We start from the raw sequence: 16,923 nt of genomic DNA, 5'->3' as shown, positions 1-16,923 counted from the left end.
ATTAAGAATTACCTTTCACAGGAAGGGGGATAAATCAAAGATTTCGCACAGGTGGTTTACAAAAGTCTTTTAAAGTATTAAGAGCTAACAAGCTTTACTTTAAACTTTTATGGTTTTCTTAGTTCAAGAAATAAAGTTTAAACAGCTTTAAAAATAAAACTTTCATTACTTTATTTTATCTAATAACTCCTCTAAGGCAAACATTCTGCTTTCTATGTTTCCCTTTTTGTTAATCAAATAAATAGTGGGAGTGCCTGAAACTGCATAATTGGTAAAATTAACACCCTTAATTCCTTCATAATCACAATATTTATCCGTCCAAGGGTATGAGCTGGAAGAATTCTTAAATACATCGGGATTGCTGTCTGCAGAAATGGAGATCACTCTCACCCCTTTATCCTTAAGAAGTTTATAGTTGCCTGGTAATTGCCCCATTAAATTTTCGCAAGGACCACACCCGGATTGGTAAAAAATAATAGCCGTCTTTTTATATTTTCCCTTGGCAAAATCTTTACTTTGTAACACTCTTGTTTGGTGATTGTGATCTTCAACCTTTCCCACATGCTCCGTAATAACCAAATCTGGAGCCAGACTACCCACGAATGCATTTTTGTAGACAGACAGTTTCCCCGAATAATCTTTTATTTTATTATCTCTTAATACAATTGGCCTTATGAGTTCTATCTCCTTGTCCTTACCGAATTTAGAAAGAGAAGTGGTAACTACAGACAAAAAGTCTGCATACTTTTCCGGATTTGTTATCCTGTTTGATAATTTTTTGAAATTTTCTACGAAACTTAACTCGCTTTTTTCATCAATCATATTAAGACTGACCCATGTCTCCAAAATTGAACGCCAAAATCCAGAAGTATATAAATAGTCTATGTCTACCCCATTGGTAATATATTCAGACTCTTCTTTATTTATTCTTTCAGGATCATCAGTTAGAGAAACCGGAACTCCATTAGTAATATTAAAGATAGGAATAAAATAAGAAAAATAATCTTTACTTTTCTCCAGCTCTTTTTTAAACTCCTGAAAGACTAATTGCTGAGCTTTAAGTTCCTTCTCAAATACAGGATATAATTTATCATTATCGCCGTAAAGCTTCATCGCCATACTCATTATCTTGAATTTATTAACGATCTTTTGCTGCTTATCACTTATCTCTAAAATCTGATTAACAGGGTTATAGCCTTTGAATAAAAGATTATCTTTAGTAGGCTGTTCTGCAGCACAGCTTACGGCGTATCCCAATCCGGGAATTGCAAGATCCAGTCCGCCCCCCTCTTCACTATTGGTAATAAGCCACCTAGACATTCCAGTGTATGGTGCGTATTCTGAAGGTATCCTTAGTTCAAATTTCCCATTATGAGGGATAGTATCCTGGATGATTTTTATTTCTTTATCACCCTGAAAAATAACGAAATCATATGTTTTTCCTGCGAACTTGGGAAAATCCATATTTATAGTTTGCGCTTTTGGACTAAAAATAGAAAACAGTAGGATAAAGGCTAGTATTTTTTTTGTCATATCTATATAATTACTTGTTGTTAAAGGTTTTATTGAATATCTGTTATTCGTCATAAATCTATTTAAGGCTAAGGTGTGCAAAGATTTGCGTGCCTGCTCCTCGTTTTTAAGTTTGACAAGGGGCGTTACACTTAGCAAAGAGAACAAAGATTTTATAATTATGATGAATCACGGATAATCATAAAGTTTTAATAAAAATATCTGATGGTCCGTTTAATGACCTGATGCATGGTTATAGTTTACGTTTTAATTAAAGATAATTGAAAACCAACTTGTTGTATTTTATTATATCATTTTAAGAACAATTAAAAAGCATTCATAATTAATTGATATTCAATATCTTTTTAAATTACCAAATAACTCTTACAAATATGTAAGATGTATATAAAATATTTTCGTTACACATCAATATGTCTGCTATATATGCGAGTATAGATTTTATAAGTCTGCCTATATACATTTACATAATTAAGATAAGTAAAGGTGAAACCGTAATAGATCATCAGAATAAAAATATTCTATAAAAAACTAATACTGAATAAAACACGACAGCTTAGGCTGCCGTGTTTTTTCAACAAACATTCAATTTTAATAGCTGTTGTATTTTAGACATAGTTAGCCATTTTATTCTCTAATACATCTAATCTGACGTGCAATATTTTTATTATTATTTCCACCTGCAGAAACGGAAGTACTAGTCCCAAAAAGACTCAAAGAATTGGCAAAATTATACTCTGTACCTTGAGTACTCGACCAGACTTGAACACTGTTACCGACATTAACTACCTTACCCTTACCCGCTACTCCGGAAGTTCCATTATCAACAACACCTGCCGCAGGAAAAGTCAGCCATTTAGTACTTGCATTAGGTCCGAAATGTATAGCCTGACTATATGGATTTGTAGGTTGTGCTACAGTCTGCCAGGTACCTGTTTTAGTCATTGTATTATTGGCCACCACTTTCTGCCATTCAGAATTACTTGGTATACGATAACCAATAGGACAAGGATCGTTTCCTGTTTTACCATTAGCATTTAACCATGAATCTGCAGGCCTATAACTTCCGTAGAAAGAAATAGGATTTACGTAAGCCAGAGTCCCCCAATTTGGTATTTGAGTGGAAGCATTACCGGGCTTAACTTTTAGTGGCGCTGCATAACCCAACAATGCATTATTATCAGCAGTTTGCCAATCTATAACAGAATTCCCTGTAAGATTTGGACCACGTTCTCCCCACATCAGATAAGATCCCATTATATCTATAGAAGGAACATTCGGATCTTTTGTAATATCCGCCCCTAAATTATGACAAAGAAAATCTCTGTATACCCCATTACCCATATTGGCTATACAGCAAGCGCAGTCTTTTACTGAAACAACCACCTTCTGTTGTACTGTGGTACCTCCGGTAGCACCATTATTATAAATTACGTAAATTTCCGCAATTAAAGCATCTTCTGACTTCAGACCGGAAGCTGTAGTATTCAAGTTTGGATAATAATTTACTGTAGCAAGAACAGGTGTTGTAATATTATTACCAGAATTTCCGCCACTGATGCTCTCAATAACATTTCCATTTTTATTGACAAATGCAAATCTTACATTATTTACAGATCCACTTGGTGTAAATGTATAGGAGAAAGTATTTCCGGTTGCGAAATTGGTTTTATCTGCCCCTCGGGATGCCTTGGTTCCACATCCTTCCGCAGAGTCATTTACATCAACAACATCAAAACAAACCTTACCACTTAAAGTTCCTGTACCTGTAGGATATGATCCGGGAGAAACACTAACCGGGATAGATATCGTACAGTTTTTAGAACCAAATATCACATTAAAATTCGCGGTAGATCCAGATCCTGAAGGAGTACCTGTTACATCGAATATAAGATTCCCATTACCTCCATTAGCAAGAGTTCCTGCTCTTAATTTTAATGAAAGTCCCGTAACTCCGGTAGAATTTACTCCCACTCCAGTACTATAAGCACCCCCATTTCCATTAGTATATGGAACAGTTACAGTACCGTTAAATGCCTGATTAAAGTATGCCATACCAGGACTGATTGCTGCTGCCGCACAATCTAATGATGATACATCTGCAGATGGCGCATTCACAGGAATAGAAAAGCTACAAACCTTATCAACGAAAGTAAAATTAAAATTCGCCATACCGCTTTGTGCAGGAGTCCCTGATATGGTTAACGTTAAATTAGCACTGCCATTGGCAAGATCTCCCGCTGGCAAACTGGCTACAAGACCTGCTACTCCGGATGATGATACAGAAACAGCAGAATAAGGTCCTGCGTTTCCTCCATCATATCCAAAGCTATAGGTAACACCTGAAGCAGCCTGCCCTGCTGTAAGGCTTCCTGATGTATTTCCGCATGCAAGACTTGATATCGCTCCTTGTATGGATACATTTATTTTAAAATCACAAGTTTTATCACCAAATGACAAAGGAAAAACGGCTTCTCCAATACCTTGAGGAGTTCCGGAAATTGTAAAAAACAATTCTCCATCACCATTATTTATAGAACCAGCATTAAGAACAGCTACAAGTCCTGTTACTCCAGTACTGTTGATAATCATCGTATTGTATGCAGCTCCGTTTCCTGCTGTATATGGAACTTTAACAAAAACTCCGTTAGATGATGTCCCAGAAAGTAAGGTACCGGTAACAACAGCGTTTAAACATTGTAAATCTACTACCACAGGTTTCGAGATAGCCGTTCTGGAAAAGCTGCATCCATTAGATACATTGAGATTATAAGAATAAAGACCAGCAGCTACGGGTGTACCTACAGCGGTTAAAACAATATTTTGAGAGCCAGTACCGGTAAATGTCCCTGAAGCTGCAAAAACAACTCCATTATTGCTTACACTAATATCATACGATCCTATTGTTGCAACATCTGCGGTAATAGTTTGCGTTACTCCACTTACAGTTTGCCCTACTACCATTTCTCCAGCAGAAGCTGTACCGCAATTCCAACTGTTGACATGTGCAGTTCCATTGCTTGTACCGTCTTTCACATTCATTGTGAAGCTACAGCTTGGTGAGGTATTTAAATCATACGTAAAAGTACCTGTAACAGAAGGAGTTCCTACCGCGGTAAGAGTAATTTCCTGCAATCCTGTGGTAGTGAATACACCACTAGCAAAAAATGTAACACCATTAGCCGTAGCTGTAATAAAATAGTTTCCTGGTTTCTCTACAGTAGCTATCACCGAATGAGTAACTCCATTAGCAGGAATACCTGTACTTAATGTTCCTGATGTTCCCCCCGAACAGTTATAACTGCTTACTATAGCCGATCCATTGGAGGAAGGATCTCCTCCAACACATTCCCATTTTGGAGTAGCGGGCGTTCCATTATTTATCTGAAAACAGGGAACTGAGGTATTAAATATCATAAGTCCACTAGCCGGACTTACAATACTATTCCTATCTGCCGTGGTCATTCTGGGAATCAGAACTCCTTTATGAGTTGCTGTTCCTTGCGGATTAGAAACAATATCCAGAACGGCTGAAGGATCAGGAGATGTGGTGTTTATCCCAACGCCTCCATTACTTTGTGCCTTCGCTATATTTACAAATGATGTAAAAATAGCAAGTAATAATAGTTTTTTCATAATTTACGTTAATTGAATATATCTTTTGCTAATAATTATTTGTGTGTAATAAATTCCTAAAAATTAACACCTTTACATTTCATTTTTTTTTTCCATTCTGTTTTATATTTTATTAGTGATAATTAAAGTTTTTAACTTTTGATAGAAAGTTAAAATGATAAAAGAACAATGGTAATGTTCGGAAATCCTTGATAAAGGTTATTTTATAAAATACTTTTTTTTCACTTCCCTAAAGTATTTCTACTCATTTTAAATTCTACTACTCCCTGTATATTTGTAAGCCGATTTTCTTTCTGATACTTTAATATCTTAAAAATAGTATCTTGGTTATAGTTCTTAAATTTTTGATTGTATTTTGAATTAGTTTTACTTGAATTCCCAAAAATTATTTTATTAATTCTAATAACATCTAATTTTTGTGAACAAGAAATCTTTGCATAATGCGGTACAATAGCTCATTACTCTAACAATCACAGAGCACGGATTGATAGAATTATTCGCTAAAAATGAATTACATATAAATTTTTCCTAATTTTATTTTTACTTCTAGAAGGTTTTCATTTTTTTCCATTTAGTGATTGTATTTCTGCTAATGCTGTACATTTTAGCTATTGCAGAATTTGTCAAACTATTCTTTTTTTGATATTCTAATATTTTAAAAACAGTATTAATATCATAACTCCGATGCTTTTGATTAAGATTTTCACTTGTCTTTCCAAAAATTATTTCATTTATTTTAATAACATCTAATATTGTAAGTTCTTTCTTACCCAATAATAGTTTGCATTCCTCTTTTTTCCACGAGAACTTAGCATCTAATAAGTCAGAATAAATAAGTTTATAGTTGGGTTTAGTACTTTTTTTCATTATATTTTTCTAGCCATTTATACAATGTTGTTTTAGGAATATTATATTGATCAATTATTTCTTGTTTTGTTTTTTTACCAGTATTAACAAGCTCTATAATAAAATCTATTAGTTCTATTGTATATATGTTTTTTCTGAAAGTTGGCATTTTAGATTTTGACGATTTAATCGATAGCAAATTACCTTTAGGAGGAGCATATAAAATAATATGCTGCGAGTATAGTCTGAAAAAATCATACTCTAATAACTTTGACCATCTCAAAAGATCTAAAACATCAATACCCTCTGAATCATACATTTGCTGAATCTTTGTTGATTCACAGTGAAAGAAATTACAGATTCTATATATATCTATATCACTTTCATCAACTTTTTGTTTTAAAAGTTGGCCAATATGTATATGCTTAAAATTTTCCATTCAAAATCAAAATTCAGATAATATTATAACTACAGCCAATATTTTAGCCTCTCTCAATTAAGGTGCAAAGTAATTAACAATTTATTTTTTTTTCAAAATTATCACCCCTCAAATTACCCCCAAAAAAAAATAAGTAATTATAAAACAGCGACTTAAGTTAAAAGTTAAACCAATACCCATTCCAATAAACAACACGGATAAAATCTCCTATATTCAACTTTTTGAATATAGAAGACATTAATAAAAAAGTTAAAATGGATATTGAAAGTTTTTGTATCAGATAATTTAAAAGATATCTCGAGGCAGAACACCGAGATTCAATGAAAGTTTTTTTTTGATTTATGAAACTCATCCACTTTTGAAGTTTTTCCTATTTTGCTTATATTTTCTTTGAATAAATAAGGTTAGGTTAAAAATGATTTAAGTAACCTCAATTTCATTTTATAAATCGAATCATGTGATTCGGAGTCCTGAGCTTTAAAATAGTTCCTTCAATTTTAGTGTAACAAATTAAGCTGTATTCCTTTCATAAATAAAAAAATAAGTCCTCAAATTAATCCTACACTACCCCCCCAAAAAAAGCTAGACCCTTTTCAAGGGCATTTATTTATGGGAGCATCAAAATATAGTTTACAACTTAACCCAAATTCCAAGAGGTGAATCATAATAATAAACTCCTATATATGTATCAGCACAAATGTAATGAGTGTTTTTTTTATCAATATATGTTTAAAAAAATTATCTTATAATTTGGAGTATACCTATAGAATATTCATGTTTTTTGAAACTCTAAACTGGGTCTATCAAACCTATATTTACCCCTTATTCTTTTTCATTTACATTTTTAAACAACCTCTTATTGTTTCTAAAATGTCTTTAATATAAAACTTGATAATGTTTAAAATAAACAATCATCCTAGGGCAGACTAATTGAGTAGAACTAATTCTTAGTTTTGTGGAAAAGCTATCAGTTTTTATATTTTCATTTACTTCTTTAGAAGGACTCTATTCAAATAAATTATTTTTTATATTTCAAATACTTAGTTGCCGTTTTTACTTTGTCATTTTCAAAAACAATTTTTAAAATTGTTTTAAAACCTAATTTATTAGTAGATATATGATAAGTCCATTCCTTTGCTGGAAAATGATTAAACTCAAAACCCAATTCAGCCATAATATCCGTTTTGGATTTGCCTACCAATGTTTGTATATTTAAATTTTTCATTTTTTATGCAACTATCTGTAAAATATTAAAATAATCAGTGGTTCGCGGTGAGCATTTTACTATCTCACTTGTATGCTTTACCTAGTTAAATAACTTACAGCAAAACCTCATGCTGTCAGACTTCTAAATCAATACATTAAGCATGGAAACTCTATGGTCAAAAAAATTCAAGTACCTAAAAATCTATTATTTATATTTTTCAATCACTAAGAAAATACTATCTTTCTGAAAGGTTAAATATAAATTGTTTAGCCGTCTGTAAATTGACTATATTGTTTTAGACATAAATTTTCAATCAAAAAGCCAAATTGTAATAAATCTGTTACTTTTAATGACGAAGAATAATACAAAGGAACAACTAATTTGAATTTTACTTCAAAAAAGCACCCCTCAAAATACACCCCAAAAAAAAACATAGAGTATTAAAAATCATCAAATTAAACTAAATATCAATTTTTCCTTCTATCTATATCAAAAAAACTTCAATATTCTGCTTAGCAGAATATTGAAGACACATAAAAAAAGTCAAATGAATATGAAAAATTCGATTTTAATCCAAGTAATTTTGACTTATTTAAAATTTTATTTTTGAGACATTAAGAGTATTGAGGTAAGTTCGTCTTACGTTCAAAAATAAAAATGATTAATCTTAACTGTAGTTCATTTCCTATTTTTTATGGCTTAAAAACATTCAACATTTTTCAGTAAGTTTATTATTCCAAGTATAAATAATTACAGGAAATTAACCAGAGTGGAATTTTTATAAAATAATCTTAGGTTAAATCACAATTATCAGCTGTATCATTTATAGTTTTTTAGAATCATTTAATTCTTATTACTTATCTGATATATATTTCCTGCAATTTTAACTTTGCAAAGGAAAAGAAAACTCTACAATCATCCGCCTCAGATCACCCCTCAAATTAGCCCTAAATCCCATCTCTTTAATAATTAATCTTGCAAGTAACCTAACACTTGTAAGTAATTGCATTAAATATTATTCAAAAGGTGAACAGATATACATCCAAAACATCTTCTCTGAATCATATTCTTTACAAGAATATTTTTAATTTGGTTTTATGAAAATTTGCTATTTTCATAATGTTTAACAAACTTAAATGTAATAGTTTTATTGACTTATCCCTTTAATAAATATAAAAAAAATCTATCTTTAGGATATAATTAGTAACAAAATGATAGGCAATAAAGACATTGAGCTTAGTTTGTTTGAATTTCAAACCCAATTCTCTAGCGATAAGGATTGTTTAGAGTACCTTTCTGCTTTAAAATGGGATTCGGGTTTTATGTAAAAACGTAGACACACTCATTACTGCAAAGGAATTAAAGAGTTTGACAGGCAATGTACCCGATGTAATTATTTAGAATCTCCCACCGCAGGAACACTCTTTCATAGGGTGAAATTTACTTTGCTAAAGGCATTCTATGCTGTTTATTTCATCAGTACGAATAAAAAAGGGATTAGCAGTAGCGAATTATCAAGAAAACTAGGCTTGAAGCAAAAAGTATGTTGGCTATTTAAGCGCAAAGTAATGAAGGCGATGGAAAGTGGCAGTTTTCTTCTGGAAGGCGTTGTGGAAGTAGATGAAACATTTATTGGTGGCTCAGATGAAAACTACAAAGGCAGGAAAAAGGGAAACAAAAAACTTGTAGTAGTGGCTATAGAAAAGAAAAAGAAAGGGGGAAGTCGTTTTTATGCAAAGGTTATAGATAGAGCGAATGCGGAAAATTTAGGAGTATGCGTTCCACCATTACAAAAGAAGCTAAAATAACAACCGATGAATGGACGGACTACAAACTGCTGGATAAATAATTTCAAAATATGAAACACCTAAAATCTGGCAAAAAAGGCGAAAACTTCCCAGAACTTCATCGGGTGATTATGAACTTCAAATCTTGGCTCAGAGGACTACATTATCATGTTGGAGATTTGCAGAACTACATCAATGAATACACTTTTCGATTCAACAGAAGTTTTATGAAAGGAAATATTTTTGATAATCTAATAAAGAGAATGGTTAATACAAATCCACATTTTTACAAAACAATTATTGCTTAAAAGGATAAGTCAATAGTTTTAATTTGTCTGAAACACTGGGACACTTAATCATTAATCAGAAAAAAATTTCATTTATAACCGTGACAAAAGTGTAGAGATAAAACAGCCTCATTAAAAATTTTCTGAGTTTTAGAGAAAATTTTCTTGAATTTTGGAGCTGATATATTACTCCGATAGATAAAATGACTACATTTAACAAAATAATAATGAACCATTATAAAAATATTTTAAACATCTTTATTACAAGAAGTACTAATATAACAGCAGAATCATTAAATACTAAAATCAAAAATCTCAGGATGCAAGTCAGAGGCGTGAAAAACAAAGAATTCTTTCAGTTAATGTTAGCTAAACTTTTTACATAATCTCCAACTTATGTGCTTGCTCCAAAACTATACAAAATTGAGATATTAACTTTAAAAATACAAAAACCTTCAGATATATCATTCTAAAAAAAAATACATCTGAAGGTAAGACTTACAATTATATTACTTTTATTCTAAACTAATTATATAAAATCACTGGAACATTTATTGTACATGGTTTTCCTCCTATATTAAAGGTGAACGTTGCTGTTCCTGGGGAATTAGTGTTTGGTTTTCCATAATAGACTATATTGATTAAACCAGCTCCTTGATATGTACCCGATAAAAGTCTGCCCGTTACTCCTGTTACTCCTGTGGATTGAACATACTGATCAGGATAAGTAGTTCCATCCCCACCAGAATATGGAATAGTTGTCTTACAAACATAACCTGCACTTGAATAAGATATTTTTCCATCAGTTTCTTGTCCACTGCAATATAAATAAATTATATTCGTACCAGGTTCATATACCAGATAATTAATGGTACAAGACTTTCCACCAATATTAATGGCAAAACTTGCAGTACCAGAAGCAGAAGGTGTACCTGAAATGGTATAAGTTAAACTACCAGAACCATTCACAAAATTACCTGCAGCTAATGTTGCCTTTAAACCGGTAACACCTGTAGAGTTTACTGTCTGGCTACTGTAGCTATATCCGTTTCCGCCAGAATATGGGATGGTAAAACTAATACCCGTTGCACTTAATCCTCGGGTTATTTTACCATTTTGTGTTATATTACTACAGTTTAAGGAAGATATAGTACCTGCCGGAGTATTTACTGTACGGGAAAAGGTACAAGACTTTCCACCAATATTAATGGCAAAACTTGCAGTACCAGAAGCAGAAGGTGTACCTGAAATGGTATAAGTTAAACTACCAGAGCCATTGGCAAAATTACCCGCAACCAATGTTGCCTTTAAACCGGTAACACCTGTAGAGTTTACTTGCTGGCCGCTGTGGCTGCCTCCATTTCCACCAGTATAGGTAATGTAAGAGCTTACCCCCGAAGCTGATACATTTTGGGTAAGAGTACCATTATTTGTTGCAGTACCACAATTTAATGTTCCTGTTATTGCACCAGCTGCAGGGCCTATTGTACGGTTAATTGTACAAGAATACCCACCAATATTAATGACAAAACTTGCCGTACCAGAGCTGATAGGTGTTCCAGTAATTTTAAACGTTAAATTGCCAGAACCTGTGGCAAAATTTCCAGCCTCTAATGTTGCTGTTAAACCGGCAACTCCATTAGATGTTACAGAATATTTATTGAATGCCATTCCATTCCCGCCAGTATAAGGAATAACGAAACTCACCCCGGAAGTGGAACTATATGTTGCACCTTGTATCAAAGTTCCATTATTAATAATGCTACTACAGTTTAACCCCGTAAGCGTTCCTATGTTTGCTCGAACTTCTCTAACAATTAGACAAGATTGCCCCGCTATATTGATTGGGAAAATAGCAACTCCACTAGTAAGTGCTGTACCGGTAATATTAAAGATTAACTGACCGTCTCCATTTAGAAAATTATCCGGAGCTAAGGTGGCTGTTAAACCTAATACACCTATAGAGCTAACACTTTGCCCCAAATAAGCACTTCCATCTCCTCTTTTGTATGGCAAAACAGAATTTGCGTCAACCACAGGCATTTGCTCAATAATATCTCCTTCATTAATAACTCCTCCACAGTCTAAATTATTAACAGCAGAGGATTGCATACAATCCCATCTAGGAGAGTTAGGTGTTCCATTATTTATTTGTAAACAAGGAACAGAAATATTGTATATCATAAGCCCATTTGCAGGATTTCTAATAGAATCTTTCTGACCGGAAGTAAGTCTAGGAATTAATATTCCTCTATCTGAATTTGGAGACACAATATCCAAAGCCGCAGAACCGTCAGGAGCTTCAGTGTTAATGCCAACGGAACCTGCATTTTGAGCATTTCCCATTACAAATGTTATTATACAAGCAAGTATAAAAACTTTTTTTAATTTTTTCATTCGTAGTTAATGTTTTTTATTTAATTTGCTTTTATTAATTACAGTTACTAGTTTTTACATTACATTTATTAAATATTGTCATCGTAAATTATATTGATTATTTATTTTACAAGTAATAATATCTAATTATCACCACAAATTAATAGATAATTTTAATTTCATTAACTTATCCTGCAATTACAGAAAAGCCTTCTATATTAATCTCAATATAATATAGAAGACATATATAAAAAAGTCAAATGAATGTAAAAAATTTCACATTTAGTCCAATTAATTTTAATACTTCGTATTTTTAAGATGCCAAGTGTCTCAAAGTAAAGTGTCCATAGGTTTAAAATCAAAATATTAATCTTAACTATACTTTACTAAAAATCTTCCCGATATTAAAAAAAACTCAATATTTATGATTAGAAGATAATTACAGGAAATTAATCAGATTAAAAAATTATAATATAAAATAACTATAAGTTAAGTAGCAATTATCATTTGTAATCATTTGTAGTGTTTTTAGAATCATCTAATTCTTAATTGTTTATCCTGATAGAAATCCTGTAATTTTCAGTTTGCAAAGTAAAAGAAAACCCTGCAATCACCCACCTTAGCCCACCCCTCAAATTAGCCTCAAAAACTTTATCCTCTTTAATATTACTATTATAACTTGTAAGCAGTCGCATTTACTTCTATTCAATAAGCAAACAGATACGTATGTGTATGGTTTAACTGATCAATATATATATTGGAGAGCCTTTCCCGACTTTATATACTGCAGTTCAATATCATTATCCCTACAGAATTCCACAAAATCTTGGATAGAAACTCAGGACAATATTAGTTCATATGTGTTTGAGTTTAGGTCTGTATGTGATTAATTCTTTTAACTATACTTCGGATTGAATAGAAAGCTAGGTTGGTCAATAACTATCTATTATATTCATCAATGATATTAAGTGCTCCAAATATTCGCCCATTGGACAAAGTACCAATTATGAGAAACTTTTATTGAATTTTGAGGCTGACATCTTACGTCAATAGATAAGATGAATGTATTTTACAAAATTAATTTAAAACAGTCTATAAGGATAGAGTGGGAAAATAAACATATCCTGACACAACAATTTCAAAACGATTTTAATTATAAAACATAGATATTTTACAAAAAAGAGGGTTTATTGAGAGGTTAATCCAGTCAAAAAAGATACTAATTTAGGGGCAAAATTAAAATTGAATAATAACTAAACAAGGTGTAATGAAAATATGTAAAGTTTTATTTTTTTGTTTTTTGCTGATGTTATCCACTCTTTCATCTGCTCAAATTAAAAAAGAAAAATTAGCGAAATATACAATAGAAAAATCTAAAGAGTATTTCAATAATTATGAAGATATCCAAGCTTTTAAAAAAGGGTTAGAAGCACTAAGCTTAGCAAAAAACACAAAAAACAAAACTTTAGTTGCAGAAGCTTATTTTACTTTAGCACCAGTTTGTGTAAGTTTAGGTTTTTATGAAAGGGCTCTTCAATTTTCTCAGGAAGGTATAAAAATATGCCCTAAAGGTAATTATAATTTACTTGCAGGATTTTATATTACACAAGGATACATATTTTTAGAATTGAATTTATATCAAAAAGCTGTTAAAAACTATCATAAATCGTTAAATTTAGCAAAAAAAGAATCTCGAAATACAATCCAAAAAAAAACTAATATTCTTTCTGCTTACCAGAAATTACTAGCAGTACACTCCTTGATGAGTAATAAAGATTCAATTTCATATTACACCAATAAAGAAAAACAAACTCTTTTCAGCATTCCAAAGGATAGTCTAAATGAGGCTTATATTGATTATTATTTTAACTACGCAATGATTGCTATCGAAAACAAAAATGACAAAGAAGCAAAGATCTCGCTAGAAGAGTCCTGTAAACTTTGTGAAAAACACAACAAAAAAACACTTTATATTTGTCATTTTGGACTAGGTGAATACTATTATAATAAAGATAAAAAAAGATCATTAGATCATTTTTTACAATCTATTGAAATAATGGAAAAATTTAAAATTAGGGGGCCTGAACTAAACCAAGGATATAGTAGGGTTTCTAAATTGTATTATTCATTTAGTAATCTAATAAAACAAAGCGAATATTTGCAAAAATATATAAAAGCAGAAGAGAACGAAAAAATTATTAAACAAAAAAGTATAGAGGAAGCCTCAAAACTTATAGTAGAGACAGTAGATTACGAAAATGAAAATGAGCAAAAGAAACGAATGTTAATATTTTTCATCATCATCTTTTTTGTAATTTCAATATCAGTATATTTCACTATAAAAATTTTTAAAAGTAAAAAAATTGTTGTTAATAGACTGAATGAATCGGAAACTAAGAGCTAATGCAATTGTACTAATATAATGAACAGATAATTAAATAATCTGCCTCCTTATTAATTTGCTATCTATCTGGGATTTATTAAAGAATATTTTTTGGACATTTAATTAAGCTATGAATAGCATTTACAAAAGTCAATTGAATACTAGCTTTGTCTAGTTTGTCCGATTTAAATTCTTAAAATTAAATTGCAAGAAGTTTTTATTTTAAAGAAAATTACTTTATAAAATGAGTTTTTTCAGTTCTTGTTTAATTTGGCTCAATCCAACCAGATCATCGGTAAAAGTGTTTGAAGATACGCTTGTCTTGGTCACAAGACAGGATCATAAAATTTCTGAAATTTGAGAAATTCTTTCTAAATCTTCGATTAAATGTTTCGATATTTCTTCGGTTATGGGTACAAGAAACCTCTGAAAATTTTTCAGAGGTTTTATTTTATTCTACCATCTATTAAATTTTACAACCTTGTAAAAAACATGTAAAATAAATATACTGAAGGCATTTCAGATTCCTCTAAAAACAAACTGTAAAGAAGTATTGGTTTCTTAGAATCACAAAAAGCCCTGTATCAAGAAAACACAAACCCCTGAAATTATTTGATTTTCAGAGGTTTATCACTTAAGCTTTATCATCATTGGGATTTTCCGCCCCTAAATGCATTAAGTACCATAATACACAATAGTCATTGATCCCTGAAGTATTCTAAAAGTTCTGGTATAATATGCTGTAACTCTAACAACATCACCAACATTAAAAAACTGTGTTCCTGCCAGATTATGTCCTATATCTGCTGTCCCATCCCCATGCCCCGAAAGATTATATGAAAACGTAGCACCGTTTCTAACGAGGTCTGTTCTAGCAGATCCTCCTGTTGGGGAGTTCATGGAGATATCATATTTTACAAAAACTGAAAAATTATAATATCCTGCTTTATTTATGGTAAAATTGCCACTACTATAGGTTATATTGGCGGCATTATTTTTACTAATCGTAAATGCTACTGTATAAAAATTATTTGCTGCCTGATTAGCAGATAAATTAGCTAAACCTATCGTAAAAATAGAAGGAATATTCAGATTACTTCCATCTACCAGAAAACCGTTAGCATCAGTTCCTAATACCTCGATATTTTTGTAATTTTCAAGACGAACAGATCCGTCATCTTGCACCCCCACTAATTCTTTATTCGTACTGTCATTAATCTCCAGGGCCTTAGTCGCATTAGTAGTCCCTTTACTCATGATATCAAGCACTGCGCTTGGAGAAGATGTATTAACCCCCACAGTACCTATAGGAGTAACAGTCATTTTGATTGCATTATTAGTCATCACATTCAGGTTATGAGCCGTAGTGGTTCCTATATAAGCAGCCCCACCTCCTATATACGTTTTCAGATTGATCGTACCATTGGTATGGTTCAAACCAAAACTATTGTCAGGAGTACTCACGGTAAGTTTTGTATCAGGAGTGGTTGTTCCTACTCCAACGCGGTCATTGGCAGCATCTACTGAAAGCGTACTGTTATCTACTGAAAAAGCATTGGTAGCCGTTCCTGTAAATGCCAATGTATTACCTGCCTGCGAAACGATACGGTTTCCGGTAAGGGCACCATCCGAATTGTAAATATTAGCAGCTATTGAATTGGTAGGATTATGAAGTTTCACCCATGCTGTCCCATCATAATAGTAATAACCAACGGTATTAATATTAACCGCCGTTCCCGTTTGTGTTCCTGTGGCTACGCTGTTTACATACACTAAGGTTGAAACAGGAACTCCAGTCATACTCTGAACTCTCTGCCGATCTACCCGGGTAATCAAAACACCATCCACATTGGTAGAAGCACCTGTAGCATTCTTGGCAGTAATATCTAATGTAGCAGCAGGAGTGGTGGTGTTAACACCTACTTGTGAGTACATTTTACAAAAAGTAAATAATAAAGCCAAGGGTAATAATTTTTTTCTCATAAAATTGGTTTTAAACGATTCATAAACAAAATTAAGCACAAATCAATGTTTAAATTAAAATTACCAATACATCATATATACAACAATAGTACATCAAACATACATCACTACACATAAACACCTGTAAATCAAAAGACAAAAACCTTCATATTTAAATATTTCAACAATTAATGATTTACTAACAATTAACCATATCCTAGTAAAAATTTATGTTACATTTACTCCAAAAAGCTTTCCTCCTAAAGCTGTAATTCCCATCGCACAATTCCCCAGAAACAAATCCTCAATACGGCTATTGTAATACCGGAACCACCGACTCTGCCAGAAACTATCCCTAAAAACATTAAAAATATAATTGAAAATCCATACTTTAAATACACCATTTTTTAAGAGAAGCCCAAAAAGAAACAGTAAACAGCAATAAGACTTTTATAAAAACAAGTTATTAA

9 protein-coding genes and 1 pseudogene are annotated in these 16,923 nt (G+C 31.9%); 3 read left to right on the top strand and 7 right to left on the bottom strand.

Annotation, left to right across the window (positions count from 1 at the left end; genetic code table 11):
- Window positions 1-165 precede the first annotated feature (165 nt).
- The 5 genes from DEU39_RS19330 to DEU39_RS19310 form a co-directional block, all read right to left on the bottom strand.
- Window positions 166-1,680, bottom strand: coding sequence for a TlpA family protein disulfide reductase (locus DEU39_RS19330; protein WP_228436849.1), 1,515 nt, complete (start codon window positions 1,678-1,680; stop codon window positions 166-168).
- Between the two features lie 477 nt (window positions 1,681-2,157).
- Complete coding sequence (locus DEU39_RS19325; protein ID WP_120233035.1) at window positions 2,158-5,166, bottom strand: FISUMP domain-containing protein; 3,009 nt, start codon at window positions 5,164-5,166, stop codon at window positions 2,158-2,160.
- 546 nt (window positions 5,167-5,712) lie between these two features.
- Window positions 5,713-6,033 (bottom strand): helix-turn-helix domain-containing protein, encoded by a 321-nt coding sequence (locus tag DEU39_RS19320; RefSeq protein WP_120233034.1) that lies wholly within the window; start codon window positions 6,031-6,033, stop codon window positions 5,713-5,715.
- Window positions 6,017-6,451, bottom strand: a complete 435-nt coding sequence (locus tag DEU39_RS19315; RefSeq protein ID WP_120233033.1) for a transposase — start codon at window positions 6,449-6,451, stop codon at window positions 6,017-6,019. The genes DEU39_RS19320 and DEU39_RS19315 overlap by 17 nt, the downstream gene beginning before the upstream one ends.
- 1,018 nt (window positions 6,452-7,469) lie before the next feature.
- Window positions 7,470-7,676 (bottom strand): hypothetical protein, encoded by a 207-nt coding sequence (locus tag DEU39_RS19310; RefSeq protein WP_120233032.1) that lies wholly within the window; start codon window positions 7,674-7,676, stop codon window positions 7,470-7,472.
- A 1,193-nt stretch (window positions 7,677-8,869) separates the two neighbouring features.
- On the opposite strand from DEU39_RS19310, the pseudogene DEU39_RS19305 reads away from it, so the two are divergent.
- Both DEU39_RS19305 and DEU39_RS19300 read left to right on the top strand, forming a co-directional pair.
- Window positions 8,870-9,753: pseudogene (locus DEU39_RS19305) on the top strand (IS1595 family transposase).
- 182 nt (window positions 9,754-9,935) lie between these two features.
- A complete protein-coding gene (locus DEU39_RS19300; RefSeq protein ID WP_120233031.1) occupies window positions 9,936-10,118 on the top strand; it encodes a transposase in 183 nt (60 codons plus the stop codon).
- A gap of 139 nt (window positions 10,119-10,257) precedes the next feature.
- On the opposite strand, the gene DEU39_RS19295 is transcribed toward DEU39_RS19300, so the two are convergent.
- Window positions 10,258-12,129, bottom strand: coding sequence for a hypothetical protein (locus tag DEU39_RS19295; protein ID WP_147367625.1), 1,872 nt, complete (start codon window positions 12,127-12,129; stop codon window positions 10,258-10,260).
- A 1,246-nt stretch (window positions 12,130-13,375) separates the two neighbouring features.
- Here DEU39_RS19295 and DEU39_RS19290 point away from each other — a divergent pair.
- A complete protein-coding gene (locus tag DEU39_RS19290) occupies window positions 13,376-14,512 on the top strand; it encodes a tetratricopeptide repeat protein (protein ID WP_147367624.1) in 1,137 nt (378 codons plus the stop codon).
- Window positions 14,513-15,166: 654 nt separating this feature from the next.
- On the opposite strand, the gene DEU39_RS19285 is transcribed toward DEU39_RS19290, so the two are convergent.
- Window positions 15,167-16,474 (bottom strand): hypothetical protein, encoded by a 1,308-nt coding sequence (locus DEU39_RS19285; protein ID WP_147367623.1) that lies wholly within the window; start codon window positions 16,472-16,474, stop codon window positions 15,167-15,169.
- Window positions 16,475-16,923: the final 449 nt, after the last annotated feature.

The organism is Chryseobacterium sp. AG363 (assembly GCF_003610675.1).
GTDB lineage: Bacteria > Bacteroidota > Bacteroidia > Flavobacteriales > Weeksellaceae > Chryseobacterium > Chryseobacterium cucumeris.
Note: the sequence above shows the minus strand (reverse complement) of the source record. Positions and strands in the feature narration are given on the sequence as shown.

Coding starts and splice junctions, on each gene's coding strand:
- DEU39_RS19325 (WP_120233035.1), bottom strand. CDS start 5,166: ATGAAAAAACTATTATTACTTGCTATTTTTACATCATTTGTAAATATA.
- DEU39_RS19320 (WP_120233034.1), bottom strand. CDS start 6,033: ATGAAAAAAAGTACTAAACCCAACTATAAACTTATTTATTCTGACTTA.
- DEU39_RS19315 (WP_120233033.1), bottom strand. CDS start 6,451: ATGGAAAATTTTAAGCATATACATATTGGCCAACTTTTAAAACAAAAA.
- DEU39_RS19310 (WP_120233032.1), bottom strand. CDS start 7,676: ATGAAAAATTTAAATATACAAACATTGGTAGGCAAATCCAAAACGGAT.
- DEU39_RS19300 (WP_120233031.1), top strand. CDS start 9,936: ATGACTACATTTAACAAAATAATAATGAACCATTATAAAAATATTTTA.
- DEU39_RS19295 (WP_147367625.1), bottom strand. CDS start 12,129: ATGAAAAAATTAAAAAAAGTTTTTATACTTGCTTGTATAATAACATTT.
- DEU39_RS19290 (WP_147367624.1), top strand. CDS start 13,376: ATGAAAATATGTAAAGTTTTATTTTTTTGTTTTTTGCTGATGTTATCC.
- DEU39_RS19285 (WP_147367623.1), bottom strand. CDS start 16,474: ATGAGAAAAAAATTATTACCCTTGGCTTTATTATTTACTTTTTGTAAA.